Genomic DNA, 14205 nt, shown 5'->3' with positions numbered 1-14205 from the left:
CGTGAGCGGTCCCGGGGGAGGGGCCGGCGGGTCAGGCCCGCAGGGTGGCGCCGCCGTCGACGTAGAGGTCGTGCATCGTGATGTGCCGGGCGCGGTCGGAGGCCAGGAAGACCACCGCGTCGGCGATGTCGGCCGGGTCGGCGATCCGGCCCAGCGGGATGCCCGTGCGGTACGAGGCGAGGTCTCCGTCGATCACGCGCCGCGCCGAGGCCGTCTCCTCGCCGGCCGTCCACAGCGCGCGCTGCATGTCGGTGAGGGTGGAGCCGGGGGAGACCGTGTTGCAGCGCACGCCCCGCCCGGCCACCTCCAGGCCGAGACACTTGGTGAACATGACGGCGGCGGCCTTGGAGGCGGCGTAGGCGGCGAGTCCCGCCCGGGGAACTCCGGCCGCGTTGGAGGCGACGGTGACGATGCTGCCGCGCCCGCGTGCGCTCATCCGGCGGGCGGCGGCGCGGGAGACGTGGAACACGCCGGTGGAGTTGACGGCGAACGTGGCCGCCCAGTCCTCGTCGGTGAGGTCCACGACGCCCGACGGGCGCAGGATCCCGGCCACGTTGACGGCGATGTCCAGGGGACCGACGGCGCGTTCGGTCTCGTCGACCAGCGAGTCCACGGCGTCGGCGTCGGTGACGTCCAGGCGGCGTGCGACGACCCGGTCCGGGCCGTGCTCCGCGGCGAGTTCCTCGACTCCCCGGGCCGTCCGGTCGGTGGCGAGGACGCGGGCGCCCTGTTCGACGAGCGCGGTGACGACGGCCGCGCCGATCCCCCGGCCCGCGCCGGTCACGAGGGCGAGCCGCCCGTCGAGTCCGGCGCTCACGAGGTGAGCGCCTTGGTCAGGTCGTCCAGGACGATCCGGGCGGCGAGAGGGCCGCCCGCGCTGTTCCACGCGGAGCCCTGGACCACGACGACATGGCCCTCCCGCTCGGCCTTCAGCCTGCCGAAGTTGGGCGCCTGCCGGGCCTCGGCGTACGCCTTCTCCCCGTCGGTCTTCTCGCCCAGGGTGCCGAAGAACAGCCAGTCCCCGTCGATCGTGGCGAGCTTCTCCAGGCTGACCGGCTCGCTGTGCCCGGTGCCGACGCCCCGCTGGTCCTTCGGCCGGTCCAGGCCGAGGGCGGTGAGGGTGGCCCCCACGTGGCCCACGCCCCGGCCCACCACGGACGGCGCCTTGTTCTGCCAGCGGACCACGCTGACGACCGCGCCGGCGTTCGCGCCCAGCTTGCCCTTCGCGGCGCTCACGTCGGCGTCGAAGCCGCTGAGCAGCTTCTCCGCCTCGGACTTCCGGTTCAGCGCGTCGGCCGTGGCGGAGAAGGCCTTCTTCCAGTCCTCGTTGAGCTTGGCGGTGACCACGGTCGGGGCTATGGACTCCAGCTTGGAGACCTCCTTCTTCACCGCCGTGGTCTCGTCGAGCAGGATCAGGTCGGGTTGCAGCGCGGCCAGCTTCTCCATGTCGGCCTCGGCGACCGTGGCGACGACCTGCACCTTGTCCGCCTTGTCGGCCAGATAGGCGGAGACGCCCTGCTGTCCGCGTCCCGCGGTCGCGCCGACCGGCTCGACGCCGAGCGCCAGGGCGGCGTCGAGGGTGGGCTCGCTCAGGGTGACGACCTTCTTCGGCTCGGTCGGCACGTCGACCGCGCGGCCCGTCGCGTCCGTGATCTGCCGTGTGCTCGCGTTCTGGCCGCCCGCGTCGTCGCCGCCGTCGTCGCCGCAGCCGGTAAGGAGCAGGGCTCCCGCCGCGACGGCGGCGACGGACGGCACGAGGGATCTGCGGGAGGGGTGTACGAACGACATGGGAAGAGGACTCCTTGGCGCGAGAAGAGGTGAATGGACGGGGAGTTGAGTGGTTCACAGGGCGGGCGCGGTGTCCGTTTCCAGCAGACGCACCAGACCGGTGGCGAGGGCACCGTGCCAACAGACGTAGTCGTGGCCGCCGTTGTACGCGTCGTAGCTGACGCGGTGGCCCGTCGTGTGCAGGGCGTCGCGGAGGGCGAGGGCATGGTCGACCATGGAGCCCTCGTGCAGCCCGACGTCCAGGTGTACGGTCAGGGGCTCGGCGGAGCCGGAGGTGAAGCGGCCGACGAGCCAGGGCGTCCCGTACACCGGGGGTTTGACCGCGCCTGCGGGCGGCAGGCCGGGGCGCCACCACAGCGAGGGGGACTGGGCGAGCACATTGGCGAAGCGGTCCGGGCGCAGGAGGCCGGCGTAGAGCGCGGTCATGCCGCCGAGGCTCTGACCGGTGACCACGGTCCGGCGCGGGTCGGTGGTCAGCGGCCAGCGCCCGGCCGCCCAGGGCAGCAACTCGTCCGCCAGGAAGGCGACGAACGGCTCCCGGCAGCCGAGGTCGCGCCACCGGGTGTGCCGGTCCACGGCGTCCGGCGCGACCACCACGAGGGGCGGCAGCGCGCCGTCGGCGATCAGTGCGTCCAGCGTGTGGCCGAGACCGAGCCGCCCGAACCACATGTCGCCGTCGCACACCACCGCGACCGGCAGCGGTGCGTCGGCGGTGTGGTCGTGCCCCGGCGGCAGATAGACCCAGGTGTCGCGGTCGCCGACGGGCTCCGTGCCCGGCACCCGGTGGCGCTCCACCCGCCCGGCCGGCACGGCGCCCCGGCGGCCGGCCCAGGGCTCGGAGGGGGCGTCGGGCAGGGAGAAGACCGAGCTGTCGGCCGGCTGCCAACGGGTGACCACCGTACGGTGGTTGAGCGGGTCGACCGCGGCGTGCGCGGACAGCGAGCGCAGCTGCTGCTGGAGGGCGACCGGGTCGGAGGGGGCCTCCCTGAGCGAGGATTCGGCGGCCAGCCGGTAGGAGCCGCGGTGGTCGGCGCGCAGCCGCAGGCCCAGATGCCACACGTCCGTGCCGGGCACCCGCTCCAGCAGCGAACCGGCCAGCCGGTCGCGGTCGGTGATGCGGTTGCCGAACAGCAGGACCAGGCGCGTGGCGCGGTGTCCCCGCCACAGGAACGTGACCGCCCGGTGGTCCGGTTCGCCCTCGATCTCCTCGATCAGCGGGGTGCCCAGACGTTCCGTCTCGGTCCAGAACGCGGCGGCCAGCGCCGTCCGCCGGGCCTCGTCCGCACCCTGGGTCTCCTCCAGCAGGCGTGCGACGCGCGGGCCCGTGATCCGGACCGGGCGGACGTCCGGCGCGGCGGCACCGCGGGAGGTGGGGCGGGGGAGCGTGGTCATCGGCGTTCTCCGTGAACCGCTGGGCAGAGGGCGGGCAGGACCCAACAGCCGCCGACGAAATCGTCAACAGCTAAAGTTAGGTTAGCCTAAGCTAAGCACATGTCCTTCGGAATGTGTGCACCACGACCGGCCAACCCGGCGCCGGCCGTTCGTCGTCGGGCGCCGCGGTCGGCGGCCTCATGAACGCCACGACCGCTCCCGCCCCGGCCGGCCTCGCGCCCGGCGCGAAGAAGGCCCGGTCCAGGAGTTCCGTGCGTGCGGCGGGCCTGTTGCTCGGCGTCGTCGTGCTGGTGGCGGCCGCCGCCCTCTCCCTGGCCGTGGGGACCAAGCAGATCCCCCTCGACCAGGTCTGGTCGGCCCTGTTCACCCCCTCGGGCACGGAGAACGACGCGATCGTGCGGGACTTGAGGCTGCCCCGCACCCTCGTCGGCGCGGCCGTCGGCACGGCCCTCGGTCTCGGCGGCGCCGTCATGCAGACCCTGACGCGCAATCCGCTCGCCGATCCCGGACTGCTCGGTGTCAACGCGGGCGCGTCCGCCGCCGTGGTCACCGCGATCGGCGTCCTCGGCATAACCTCGTTCACCGGGTACCTGTGGTTCGCCCTGGCCGGAGCGGCCCTCGCCGCCACCGCCGTGCACGCCCTCGGCGGCGGCCGGTGGGCCACCCCGGTCCGGCTCGCGCTGGCCGGAACCGCCGTCAACGCCGCCCTGTTCGGCTACGTCAACGGCCTCTCGCTGTGGCATCTGAGCACCCTCGACGAGATGCGGTACTGGTCGGTCGGCACCCTCGCCAAGCGCGACGTGTCCCTGCTGCTCACCGTGGCGCCGCTGCTCTTGGCCGGCGCGCTGCTGGCCCTCGCGCTCGCCCGGCCGCTCGGCGCGCTCGCCCTCGGCGAGGACCACGCGCTCGCGCTGGGCACCCGGGTGCGGCGCGTGCGGGTGCTGTCCGTCGTCGCCATCACCCTGTTGTGCGGCGGCGCCACCGCCGTGTGCGGGCCGATCGGCTTCGTCGGCCTGATGATCCCGCACGCCGCCCGCGCCTTCTGCGGACCCGACCCCCGCTGGACGTTTCCCTACTGCGCCCTGTACGCGCCGGTGCTGCTGCTCGTCTCCGACGTGGTCGGACGGATCGTGGTGGCGCCGTCCGAGATCGAGGTGGGCATCGTCACCGCCTTCCTCGGCGGCATCCTGTTCATCCACCTCGTCCGGCAGCGGAAGGTGGCCCAGCTGTGAGCCTCGTGGAGGACGACACCGCGCCGGCCCGCGCGGGCGGACGGCCCCGGACCGGCCCGCGACCCGGACTCCTGCGCACCGGGCGCTGGTCGCTGCGCTACGACACCCGGGCCCTGCTGGTCTGCGTGGTGCTCGGCGCGCTCACGGCGTGCGCCATGGTGCTGGCCATCGGCACCGGGACCTACGACCTCTCCCCGCCCGAGGTGCTGCGCACCCTGGCCGGCGACGGTCCACCGGGTGCCGGTTTCGTGGTGCTCGACCTGAGGCTGCCAAGGGCGCTGGTGGCCGGACTGGTCGGCTTCGGCATGGGCACGGCCGGCGCGGTGTTCCAGTCGCTGACCCGCAATCCGCTCGGCAGCCCCGACATCATCGGCTTCGGCAACGGCGCCTCCGCCGGCGCCCTCGTCGCGATCATCCTTCTCGACGCCGGCGCCGCACAGACGGCGCTCGGCGCGGTCTGCGGCGGCCTGGCCACCGCGGTGGCCGTGTACCTGCTCGCGTGGAAGCGGGGCGTGCACGGCTACCGGCTGGTCCTGGTCGGCATCGGCGCCTCCGCCGTGCTCGGCTCGGCGACCGGCTTCCTGTACGTGCGCGCCGACATCGGCAAGGCGGCGCAGGCCGCGAGCTGGATGATCGGCTCGCTCAACGCCCGCGACTGGGCCGACGTGCGGATCGCGGCCCTCGGCCTGGTCGCGCTCGTCCCGGTCGTCCTGGTGCACGGGCGGCGGCTGACCATGCTGGAGATGGGCGACGACACGGCGGCCGCGCTCGGTGTCCCGCCGGAGCGCAGCCGTCTCGTCCTGCTGAGCGCGGGTACGGGACTGACCGCGATGGCCGTGGCGGCGGCGGGCCCCATCCCGTTCGTGGCGATGGCGGCCCCGCAGCTGGCTCGCCGTGTCACCCGTGCCGCGGGACCGGGGATCCTGTCCGCCGGGTGGACGGGCGCGTTCCTGGTGACCGCCGCCGACCTGGCCACGCAGCGGCTGACCGGATCCGCCCTGCTGCCGGTGGGCGTGGTGACCGGAGTGGCGGGCGGTGCCTACCTCGCCTGGCTGCTGCGCGGGGAGCGCCGGGATTCCCGGCTGTGAGGGCGGGCGGTGGGCGGTCCGGGAGGCCCCGCGGGACGGACCGCACCGGGGCGATCGCGGGGTGATGCGACCAAGGCCATCGGCCGCGTCCTGTCGCGCGGCGGCCCCCGCGTCACCGGCACGACGCCGCTGCCACACCGCGGACCACCCCGGGTCTGCCCGGACGAGGAGGAGCCGGGCCCCTCTGCTACCGGCCCGAGGAGCGGCGGGCCACCGGCGGCACCGCCCCCACCGCGCGAGCGGGGGAGTGCTTTCCGGCTCTGCCCGTGGGAGACGGTCCGAGCGGCGCTGCCGGGCGGCTCACCGCGCCTCGGGGGCACGCGCCGGTCGGGGTCGGGCAACGCGCGGGGCCGGACCTGGGCCCGGGGCTTCGGGGCCGGGACCGGGGCACGAGTCGTGGCCGGGCCACGCGAGCGCGGGGGAGTGTCTTCGGGTTTTCGCCCGTGCGGGGCGGTCCGAGCGGCGCTGCTGGGCGGCTCGCCGCGCGTCGGTGTCGGGCGTCGGCCAGGGGCGTGCGCCGGTCGGGGTCGGGCGACCGGCGGGGCCCGGATCGGTGCTGGGCCGGGTCTGGGCCCGGGGTCGTGGTCGGGTCGTGCGGGAGCGGGGGAGTGTTTCCCGGCGGGCGGTCCGAGCGGTGCTGCTGGGTGGCTCACCGTGCGTCGGCGTCGCGCGTCGGTCGGGGGGCGGCGGCGGGCGGTGACGGGGCGGCCGTGGCCGGTTCGCGCAGGCCGGAGAGGAGGAGCCGGCCCACGGCGGGCAACGCCACCAGCGGCAGCAGCGCCGCCCGCAGCGAGGTCGCGTCGGCCAGCGCGCCGAGCACCGGGGCGGCCAGGCCGCCGATGCTCACGGCCAGCCCCAGCGTGACCCCGCTCGCCGTGCCCACCCGGCGCGGGAGATAGTCCTGGCCCAGCGTGATGTGCAGGGAGAACGGCACGTACAGCCCCGCCGACGTCAGGGCGACGAACAGGTACACCGCGGGACCCGGCACGAGGACGACCCCGGCCACCGCGAGGACCGTCAGCACGTACGACCGCCGCACCACCTTCAGCCGTCCGTGCCGGTCGGCGAGCCGGCCCCCGGTCACGGTGCCCACCGCGCCGCCCAGGTAGAGCACGAACAGCGCCGCCGTCCCCGCCGCGTTCCCGCCGCCCACCCGTTCCCTGACGTACAGCGACACGAAAGTGCTCAGCCCGACGAAGACGACCGAACGGCACACGACGGCGCCGGTGAGCCGCAGGAACGACGCCCAGTCGTCCCTGCCGTGCGCCACCGCCGTACGGCCGCCCGCCGCGCGGACCGCCCCGGCCGAACGCACCGCCACCCCGCACAGCACGGCCCCCACCACCGCGGGCAGCACCAGCAGGCCGGACGCATCGAGACCCCCGCTGCCGACGACGGCCCACACCAGCGGCGGCGCCAGCGCGAAGCCGACGTTGCCGCCCAGGGAGAACCAGCCCATCGCCGTATGACTGCTCCCAGCCGCCGCCCGCGCCGCCCTCGCCGCCTCCGGGTGGTACGCGGCGACCCCGACACCGCCCGCCGCGACGGCGGCAAGGGTGAGCGGGTAGGAGCCGGCGAGGCCGCCGAGGGCGACGCCCGCCCCGGCGGTCAGCGTGCTCAGCGGCAGCAGCCACGGCAGCGCCCGGCGGTCGGTGAGCGCCCCGAACAGCGGCTGCACCAGCGACGACAGCAGCGAGGCGGCGAGGACGACACCCGAGGCGGCGGCGTAGTCGTAGGCCCGCTCGGCGACGAAGTACGGCACCAGGGCGGCCACCGTGCCCTGGTAGACGTCGACACAGGCGTGGCCGAAGGACAGCAGGGCGATGGGCCGGTTGCGTGTGAGGGTCACCCGTCGATCGTCGCCTCCACCGGCGTTGGCCCGCTTTCGATATCCTGCCGACTTGTGCCGTACATCCGCCAGAACGACGACGCGTCGGCCGGTGCCGCCGGTCCCGGAGCCCGTACCAGGGCGGTGCGGGCCCGCCACACCCCCGCGGCCCCGACCCGTGCCCAGCTGCTGCTCGCCGGGCAGGAGATCGACGCGCACCGGCACGACGAGCACCAGATCGTCCACGCCGGATCCGGGGTCGTGGCCGTCACCACCGAGGCCGGCACCTGGTTCGCGCCGGGGACGCGGGCCATCTGGATCCCGGCCGGCACCGTGCACGCCCACCGCGCCCACGGCCGCCTCGACCTGCACCTCGTCGGCCTCCCCGCCGACACCAACCCGCTCGGCCTGGACACCCCGGCCGTCCTGTCCGTCGGCCCGCTGCTGCGCGAGCTGATCGTCGCCTACACCCACGACCCCGGGGACACGGGACCGGAACGGGGCCGACTCCTGGCCGTACTGTGCGACCGGCTGCGCACCTCGCCGCAGCAGCCGATGAGCCTGCCCACCGCCACCGACCCCCGGCTGGCCGCGGTCTGCGCGCTCGTGCACGCCGACCCCGCGGACACCCGGAGCCTCGCCGGCCTCGGCGCCGCCACCGGCACCTCGGAACGCACCCTCAGCCGGCTCTTCCGCCGCGAGTTCGGCATGACCTTCCCCCAGTGGCGCACCCAGTCGCGCCTCTACCACGCCCTGCGCATGCTCGCCGAGGACCTGCCCGTCACCGCCGTCGCCCACCGCTGCGGCTGGTCCTCCGCCAGCGCCTTCATCGAGGTCTTCCGCCGTGCGTTCGGCTGCACGCCCGGCACCCACAGCCGCCGGGCGTGAACCGGACGCCACCCAATCCTTACCGTCGAGTAATATCGCGCGGCAGGCCCCCACGAGGAGGAACCGTGTCACGGTCCGAACGCTCACCACTGCTGCTCGCCGGCCTGCTGGCCACCGCGGGCGTCGCCCATTTCGCCCAGCCCCGCACCTTCGACGCGATCGTCCCGCGCTCCCTGCCGGGCGAGCCCCGGGCGTGGACGTACGCCAGTGGCGTCGCCGAACTCGCGCTGGCCGCCGGACTCGCCCTGCCGCGCACCCGCAGGGCCGCCGCGCTCACCGCCACCGCCTTCTTCGTCGGGGTGTTCCCCGCCAACGTCAAGATGGCCTGGGACTGGCGCCACCGCCCCACCCCGCAGAAGGCCGCCGCCCTCGGACGGCTGCCCGTGCAGGCGCCGCTCGTGCTGTGGGCCCGCGGCGTCGCCCGGAGCAGCGGGGGCCGGTCGTGAGCGCACTCCCCGCCGTCGGCGACACCGTCGAGGACTTCACCCTGCCGGACGAGACCGGCACCCCGCGCCGCCTGTCCGAACTGCTCGCCGACGGTCCCGTCGTCCTCTTCTTCTACCCGGCCGCCCTGACCACCGGCTGCACCGCGGAGGCCTGCCACTTCCGCGACCTCGCCGCCGAGTTCGCCGCGGTCGGCGCCCGGCCCGTCGGCGTCAGCGGCGACCCCGTCGAACGGCAGCAGGAGTTCGCCGGGCGCCACACCCTGGGCATGCCGCTGCTGTCCGACGCCGACGGCGCGGTCCGGGAGCGGTTCGGAGTGAAGCGGGGGTTCAGCCTCGCCCCCACCAAACGGGTCACCTTCGTCGTCGGACGGGACCGCACCCTGCTGGAGGTCGTCCGCAGCGAACTGCGGATGAACACGCACGCCGACCGCGCCCTCGCCGCCCTGCGCGCCCACCGGGAGTGACGGGGCCGCCCGCGCCCCGCCCCGGTTGATACCGCATCGTCCTGGGATGATCCTGGACGGCATGGAGGACTCCTCCGCCACGATGATCGTCGACGCCCGCGGACTGGTGACCGGGTGGAGCGACGGCGCGCGCCGGCTCACCGGGTACCCGGCCGAGGCGGTCGTGGGGCGTCCCGCGCGGGACCTGCTCGTGCGGGACGCGCCCCCCGGCCTCCTGTCCGGCAGCCTTCCGGCCGGCACCGCCCGGTCCGGCACCGCGGTGATCCGCCACCGCGACGGCCGCCCGGTGAGCCTGCGGCTGCGGGCCTGCGCGCTGCTGGGCGCCGACGGCGAGGCGGACGGCTGCGCGGTGACCGCCGGCCCGTCCGGCGGCCCGGCGCCCGCCCTGATCGACGACGCGGTGCAGCAGGCCTCCCTGTCGGTGTCCGTCCTCGACCCCGGCCTGCGCTTCGTGCACGTCAACGAGACCACGTGCCGGATGATGGGCCGGTCCGCCGACGAACTGATCGGCCGGCGCCTGTCCGACACGCTGGCGGACTTCGACGGCGACGCCCGGTCCTTCCTGCACCACGTGCGGGTCGTCGCGGACACCGGACGGCGTGTCCAGTACGAGAGCTACTCGCCCGCGCCGGCCGGCGCCCGGATGCACGCCTGGACCGTGGAGATCTGGCCGGTCCACGACGCGTCCGGCGCGCTCGCCGCCGTCGCCATGGCCGCGCTGGAGAGCACGGAACAGCACCGGGCCCGCGAGCGGCTGGCCCTGCTGAACGCGGCCGGCACGGTCGGCACCACCCTCGACGTCGTCCGCACCGCCGAGGAACTGGTCCACCTGCTCGTGCCGCGGTTCGCGGGCTTCGCCGGCGTCGACCTGCTCGGCTGGGTCCTCGGCACCGACGAACCCCTCGCGACGCCGCCGGGGCACGCCGAACTGCGCCGGGTCGCCCACGCCGCCGCCACCGAGGGCTTCCCCACCCCCGCCGTGCACCTCGGCGGGCACGAGGTCCACCCGTCCGACAGTCCACCCGCGCGCGCGATACGGGAGGGCCGCGTCGTCCTGAGCGGACCCGGCGACCCCGAGTTCGACCGGTGGATGCGCACTCGAGAGGCCGAGGCCCCGCACAACCGCCCCTTCCGCGAAGCCGTCTGCTCGGTCCTGGCCGTGCCCCTGCGGGCCCGCGGCACCACCCTGGGGGTCGCCCTGGCCGCCCGGACCGCGCCCCGGGAGCCGTACGCCACCGAGGACGCCGTTCTGGCCGAGGAACTGGCCGGCCGGGCCGCCGTCTCCATCGACAACGCCCGCCGCTTCGCGCGCGAGCGCTCCACCGCCCTGGCCATCCAGCGCAGCCTGCTCCCCAGGGACCTGCCCGGACAGGCCGCGGTCGAGGTGGCCCACCGCTACCTCCCCTCCGCCTCCGCGGCGGGCATCGGCGGCGACTGGTTCGACGTGATCCCGCTCTCCGGCACCCGCGTCGGCCTCGTCGTCGGGGACGTCGTGGGCCACGGCATCCCGTCCACGGCGACCATGGGCCGGCTGTGCACGGCCGTGCGCACCCTCGCCGACGTCGACCTGCCCCCCGACGAGCTCCTCACCCACCTCGACGACCTCGTCACCCACCTCGCGGCCGTCGGCACGCACGACGGCGCCGGCTCGGAGATCGCGGAACTGGGCGCCACCTGCCTCTACGCCGTGTACGACCCCGTGTCCCGGCGCCTGGCCCTGGCGGCCGCCGGCCACCCCGCACCCGCCCTCCTCCTGCCCGACGGCACCACCCGGACCGTCACCATGACCGCCGGGCCGCCGCTCGGCGTGGGCGGACTGCCGTTCGAGGCGACGGAGCTGGAACTGCCCGAGGGCTCCGTCGTCGCCCTCTACACCGACGGACTGGTCGAGGACCGCGACCGCGACGTCGACCACGCCACCGCGGAACTGTGCCAGGCGCTCGCCGCGCCCGCGAACTCGCTCGAGGCGCTGTGCGACGGCGTGCTCAAGGCCGTACTGCCCGAGGAGCCCGGCGACGACGTCGCGCTACTGCTGGCCCGCACCCGTGCACTGGGCGAGGACCGGGTGCGCACCTGGGACGTCACCCCCGACCCCGCCGGAGTGGCGGCCACCAGGCGGTCCGTCGGCGAACAGCTGACGGCGTGGGGACTGGACGACACGGCCTTCGTGACCGAACTCGTCGTCAGCGAACTCGTCACCAACGCCATCCGCTACGGCGAGCCCCCCATCCAGCTGCGCCTCATCCGCCACACCGCCCTCATCTGCGAGGTCTCCGACGCCAGCTCCACCTCGCCCCACCTGCGCCGCGCCCACGCCTACGACGAGGGCGGCCGGGGCCTGCTCCTGGTCGCCCAGCTCACCCAGCGCTGGGGCAGCCGCCAGACGGACACCGGCAAGACCATCTGGGCCGAACAGCCGCTGCCCGCCGAGTGAGCGTCCCGCGCGGTCCCTACCCCTCGCCGTCCTCGGCGGCCACCCGCGCCAGCGTGCGACCGGTGCGTGCGGAACGGGCCCGCCGGGGATCGGGGGTGCCGTGCCCGTGCCCGCCGCCGGCCGTCTTCACCAGCAGCCACGCCGCGTCCTCACCGGCGTCGCGGTCCGGGCCGCCGCGGAACCGGGTCAGCGCGTACTCGCCGCGCAGCTTCGCGCCGTGCAGCCGGAACCGGGCGTGCCCGCGCGCCAGCGACTCGGCGAAGTCGACAGGCCGTCCCCGCCGGTCGTGACTGAGCGGCTCGTAGGTGCCGTGGTCCCAGACGATGACCGTGCCGCCCCCGTACTCGCCCGCGGGGATCACACCCTCGAACTCCTCGTACTCCAGCGGATGGTCCTCCGTCGGCACCGCGAGCCGCTTGTCGCTCGGATCCGCCGACGGTCCCTTCGGCACCGACCAGGACTTGAGCACGTCCGCCACCTGCAACCGGAAGTCGAAGTGCAGGGTGCTCGCGTCGTGGATCTGCACGACGAAGCGGGGCCGGCCGCCCTCGCCGGGCGGCCCGTCTCCCGCGGGCTCACCGGTCCGGCCGAAGTCCCGTCTGCCGTGGTATTCCCGCAGCCCGTCGCCGTCCACCTGACGCTCCTTCCCGGGAGACCTCCCGACCCGCGCCGGGTACCCCGCTCAGAACTCCTCGTGCACCTCCGGGTCGCCGCCGATCCGCCGGTGGGCGCGGTCCGCCACCGCGCGCATCTGTTCGGCGTCCAGTTCGAAGCCGAAGACGTCCAGGTTCGCCCGCTGGCGCGCCGGGTCGGCGGACTTCGGGATCGGCACCGCGCCCAGCTGGGTGTGCCAGCGCAGGACCGCCTGGGCGGGCGTCACCCCGTGCGCCTCGGCGACCGCGGCGACGGCGGGGTCGTCCAGCAGGTCGCTGCCCCGGCCCAGCGGGCTCCAGCTCTCGGTGCGGATGCCCTTGCGCTCGTGGTACGCGCGCAGCTCGTCCTGGGGGAAGAGGGGATGCAGCTCGATCTGGTTGACGGACGGCAGAACGCCCGTCTCCTTCTCCAGCCGCTCGATGTGCTCCGGCGTGAAGTTGGAGACGCCGACCGACCGCACGAGGCCGTCCTCGCGCAGCTTGACCATGGCCTTCCAGGAGTCGACGTACTTGTCCACGCGCGGCAGCGGCCAGTGGATCAGGTACAGGTCCACGTACTCCAGACCGAGACGGGCGCGGGACTCCTCGAACGAGGCCAGCGTCTCCTCGTAGCCGTGGTGCCGGCCGGGCAGCTTGGTCGTCACGACGATCTCCCCGCGGGGGAGACCGGCGGCGGCGACCCCGCGTCCGACGCCGATCTCGTTGCGGTAGTTCGTCGCCGTGTCGATCAGGCGGTAGCCCGTCTCCAGGGCGGTGCGGACCGCCCGCTCGGCCTCGTCGTCCTTCATCGGCCAGGTACCCAGGCCCAGGGCGGGGAGCGTGGTGCCGTCGTTGAGCGTGTACGCGGGGATGCTGATCACTGTGGGACCTTCCCTCGACTGTGCGCGGCGTGTGCCGTCCGGTCCAGCCTCGCCCACGCGAGGACGGGTGATCAACCGGACGGCGCGGAACGACGTCTGCCACGATCGGGGCATGACGACCGACAGGGCAACGGACACGGCAACGGACGCGGCGACGGCACAACGCACGGCGACCACCGGGACCGCCGGAATCGAGGTGCGTCCGGCCGCCGGGCACATCGGCGCGGAGATCCGCGGCGTCGAACTGGCGGCGGGCCTCGACGCCGCACAGGTCGCGGCGGTGCGGGCGGCCGTACTGCGCTGGAAGGTGGTCTTCTTCCGCGACCAGCACCTCGACCACGCGGGCCACGTCGCGTTCGCCCGCCTCTTCGGCGAGCCGGTCGTCCTGCCCAGGCGCGGCAAGGCGTCCCCGGCCGGCTTCCCGGAGATCGAGACGACCGCCGACCGGCTGGAGCTGGGCGGGCGGTTCGGGATGGAGCACGACGAGTGGCTGCGGCGCCGGCGCCACACGCTGCTTCGCGGCTGGCACTGCGACCACGGCGCCCGCGTCGACCCGCCGGCCTTCACGATCCTGCGCGCCGAGACCGTCCCGCCGTACGGCGGCGACACCACCTGGTCCAACCTCGCCGCCGCCTACGCCGGACTGTCCGCGCCCCTGCGCGCCTTCGCCGACACCCTGCGCGCCGAACACCGCCTCGGCGTCGGCTACCAGTCCCGGACCGGCGACGACGCCTACCTCCGGCACCTCCTCGACCACCAGACCGCGACCGTGCACCCGCTGGTCCGCGTGCACCCGGAGACGGGGGAGCGGGTGCTGTTCGTCAACGGCTACTACGTCGAACAGATCACCGGGCTCTCCCGCCCCGAGAGCGCCGCGATCCTCGAACTCCTCGTCGAGCAGGCCACCCGCCCCGAGTACACCGTCCGTCTGCGCTGGGAGCCGGGCAGCGTCGCCTTCTGGGACAACCGCGCCACCATCCACCTCGCGCCCGGCGACAACGCCCACCTCGACCACCCCCGCACCATGCACCGGGTGATGCTCACCGGCGACGTACCGGTGGGCGTCGACGGCACCCCGTCGGAGCCGGTCGTGGGGAGCGAGGCGGGCCACTGGTGAGACGGCCCCCGGCGA

The 14205-nt window shown here is 75.1% G+C and carries 13 protein-coding genes; 7 read left to right on the top strand and 6 right to left on the bottom strand.

Annotation, left to right across the window (positions count from 1 at the left end; genetic code table 11):
• Nucleotides 1-31 precede the first annotated feature (31 nt).
• Genes ACIQFU_RS10735 through fes form a run of 3 tightly spaced genes read right to left on the bottom strand, consistent with a single transcriptional unit; the run spans nucleotide 32 to nucleotide 3180 of the window.
• Entirely contained in the window at nucleotides 32-817 is a 786-nt protein-coding gene (locus tag ACIQFU_RS10735; RefSeq protein ID WP_402550512.1) for a 2,3-dihydro-2,3-dihydroxybenzoate dehydrogenase, read from the bottom strand.
• Complete coding sequence (locus ACIQFU_RS10730; RefSeq protein ID WP_402550511.1) at nucleotides 814-1788, bottom strand: ABC transporter substrate-binding protein; 975 nt, start codon at nucleotides 1786-1788, stop codon at nucleotides 814-816. The genes ACIQFU_RS10735 and ACIQFU_RS10730 overlap by 4 nt, the downstream gene beginning before the upstream one ends.
• Nucleotides 1789-1842: 54 nt before the next feature.
• Nucleotides 1843-3180, bottom strand: coding sequence for an enterochelin esterase (fes, locus tag ACIQFU_RS10725; RefSeq protein WP_402550510.1), 1338 nt, complete (start codon nucleotides 3178-3180; stop codon nucleotides 1843-1845).
• A 179-nt stretch (nucleotides 3181-3359) separates the two neighbouring features.
• Between fes and ACIQFU_RS10720 the strand changes: the two genes are divergently transcribed.
• On the top strand, nucleotides 3360-4412 hold the full coding sequence (locus ACIQFU_RS10720; RefSeq protein ID WP_402550509.1) for a FecCD family ABC transporter permease: 1053 nt from the start codon (nucleotides 3360-3362) through the stop codon (nucleotides 4410-4412).
• Nucleotides 4409-5500, top strand: coding sequence for a FecCD family ABC transporter permease (locus ACIQFU_RS10715; protein ID WP_402550508.1), 1092 nt, complete (start codon nucleotides 4409-4411; stop codon nucleotides 5498-5500). The genes ACIQFU_RS10720 and ACIQFU_RS10715 overlap by 4 nt, the downstream gene beginning before the upstream one ends.
• A 649-nt stretch (nucleotides 5501-6149) precedes the next feature.
• Here ACIQFU_RS10715 and ACIQFU_RS10710 read toward each other — a convergent pair.
• Complete coding sequence (locus ACIQFU_RS10710; protein WP_402550507.1) at nucleotides 6150-7349, bottom strand: MFS transporter; 1200 nt, start codon at nucleotides 7347-7349, stop codon at nucleotides 6150-6152.
• Between the two features lie 123 nt (nucleotides 7350-7472).
• Between ACIQFU_RS10710 and ACIQFU_RS10705 the strand changes: the two genes are divergently transcribed.
• The 4 genes from ACIQFU_RS10705 to ACIQFU_RS10690 all read left to right on the top strand — a co-directional run bounded on the left by ACIQFU_RS10705 (nucleotide 7473) and on the right by ACIQFU_RS10690 (nucleotide 11560).
• A complete protein-coding gene (locus ACIQFU_RS10705) occupies nucleotides 7473-8216 on the top strand; it encodes an AraC family transcriptional regulator (RefSeq protein ID WP_402550542.1) in 744 nt (247 codons plus the stop codon).
• Between the two features lie 65 nt (nucleotides 8217-8281).
• Entirely contained in the window at nucleotides 8282-8662 is a 381-nt protein-coding gene (locus ACIQFU_RS10700) for a DoxX family protein (protein ID WP_402550506.1), read from the top strand.
• Nucleotides 8659-9126, top strand: coding sequence for a peroxiredoxin (locus ACIQFU_RS10695; RefSeq protein ID WP_402550505.1), 468 nt, complete (start codon nucleotides 8659-8661; stop codon nucleotides 9124-9126). The genes ACIQFU_RS10700 and ACIQFU_RS10695 overlap by 4 nt, the downstream gene beginning before the upstream one ends.
• Before the next feature lie 61 nt (nucleotides 9127-9187).
• Complete coding sequence (locus tag ACIQFU_RS10690) at nucleotides 9188-11560, top strand: SpoIIE family protein phosphatase (protein ID WP_402550541.1); 2373 nt, start codon at nucleotides 9188-9190, stop codon at nucleotides 11558-11560.
• Nucleotides 11561-11576: 16 nt separating this feature from the next.
• On the opposite strand, the gene ACIQFU_RS10685 is transcribed toward ACIQFU_RS10690, so the two are convergent.
• Together ACIQFU_RS10685 and ACIQFU_RS10680 are read right to left on the bottom strand one after the other, a co-directional pair.
• Nucleotides 11577-12194, bottom strand: a complete 618-nt coding sequence (locus tag ACIQFU_RS10685) for a DNA polymerase ligase N-terminal domain-containing protein (protein ID WP_402550504.1) — start codon at nucleotides 12192-12194, stop codon at nucleotides 11577-11579.
• A 48-nt stretch (nucleotides 12195-12242) separates the two neighbouring features.
• A complete protein-coding gene (locus ACIQFU_RS10680; protein WP_402550503.1) occupies nucleotides 12243-13073 on the bottom strand; it encodes an aldo/keto reductase in 831 nt (276 codons plus the stop codon).
• Between the two features lie 112 nt (nucleotides 13074-13185).
• Between ACIQFU_RS10680 and ACIQFU_RS10675 the strand changes: the two genes are divergently transcribed.
• Complete coding sequence (locus ACIQFU_RS10675) at nucleotides 13186-14190, top strand: TauD/TfdA dioxygenase family protein (protein WP_402550502.1); 1005 nt, start codon at nucleotides 13186-13188, stop codon at nucleotides 14188-14190.
• Nucleotides 14191-14205 lie beyond the last annotated feature (15 nt).

Source organism: Streptomyces sp. NPDC093065 (assembly GCF_044754585.1).
Taxonomy (GTDB): domain Bacteria; phylum Actinomycetota; class Actinomycetes; order Streptomycetales; family Streptomycetaceae; genus Streptomyces.
The sequence above is the reverse complement of the archived record's forward strand: the minus strand, read 5'-3'. Positions and strand labels throughout refer to the sequence as shown.

Coding starts and splice junctions, on each gene's coding strand:
- ACIQFU_RS10730 (WP_402550511.1), bottom strand. CDS start 1,788: ATGTCGTTCGTACACCCCTCCCGCAGATCCCTCGTGCCGTCCGTCGCC.
- fes (WP_402550510.1), bottom strand. CDS start 3,180: ATGACCACGCTCCCCCGCCCCACCTCCCGCGGTGCCGCCGCGCCGGAC.
- ACIQFU_RS10720 (WP_402550509.1), top strand. CDS start 3,360: ATGAACGCCACGACCGCTCCCGCCCCGGCCGGCCTCGCGCCCGGCGCG.
- ACIQFU_RS10690 (WP_402550541.1), top strand. CDS start 9,188: ATGGAGGACTCCTCCGCCACGATGATCGTCGACGCCCGCGGACTGGTG.
- ACIQFU_RS10675 (WP_402550502.1), top strand. CDS start 13,186: ATGACGACCGACAGGGCAACGGACACGGCAACGGACGCGGCGACGGCA.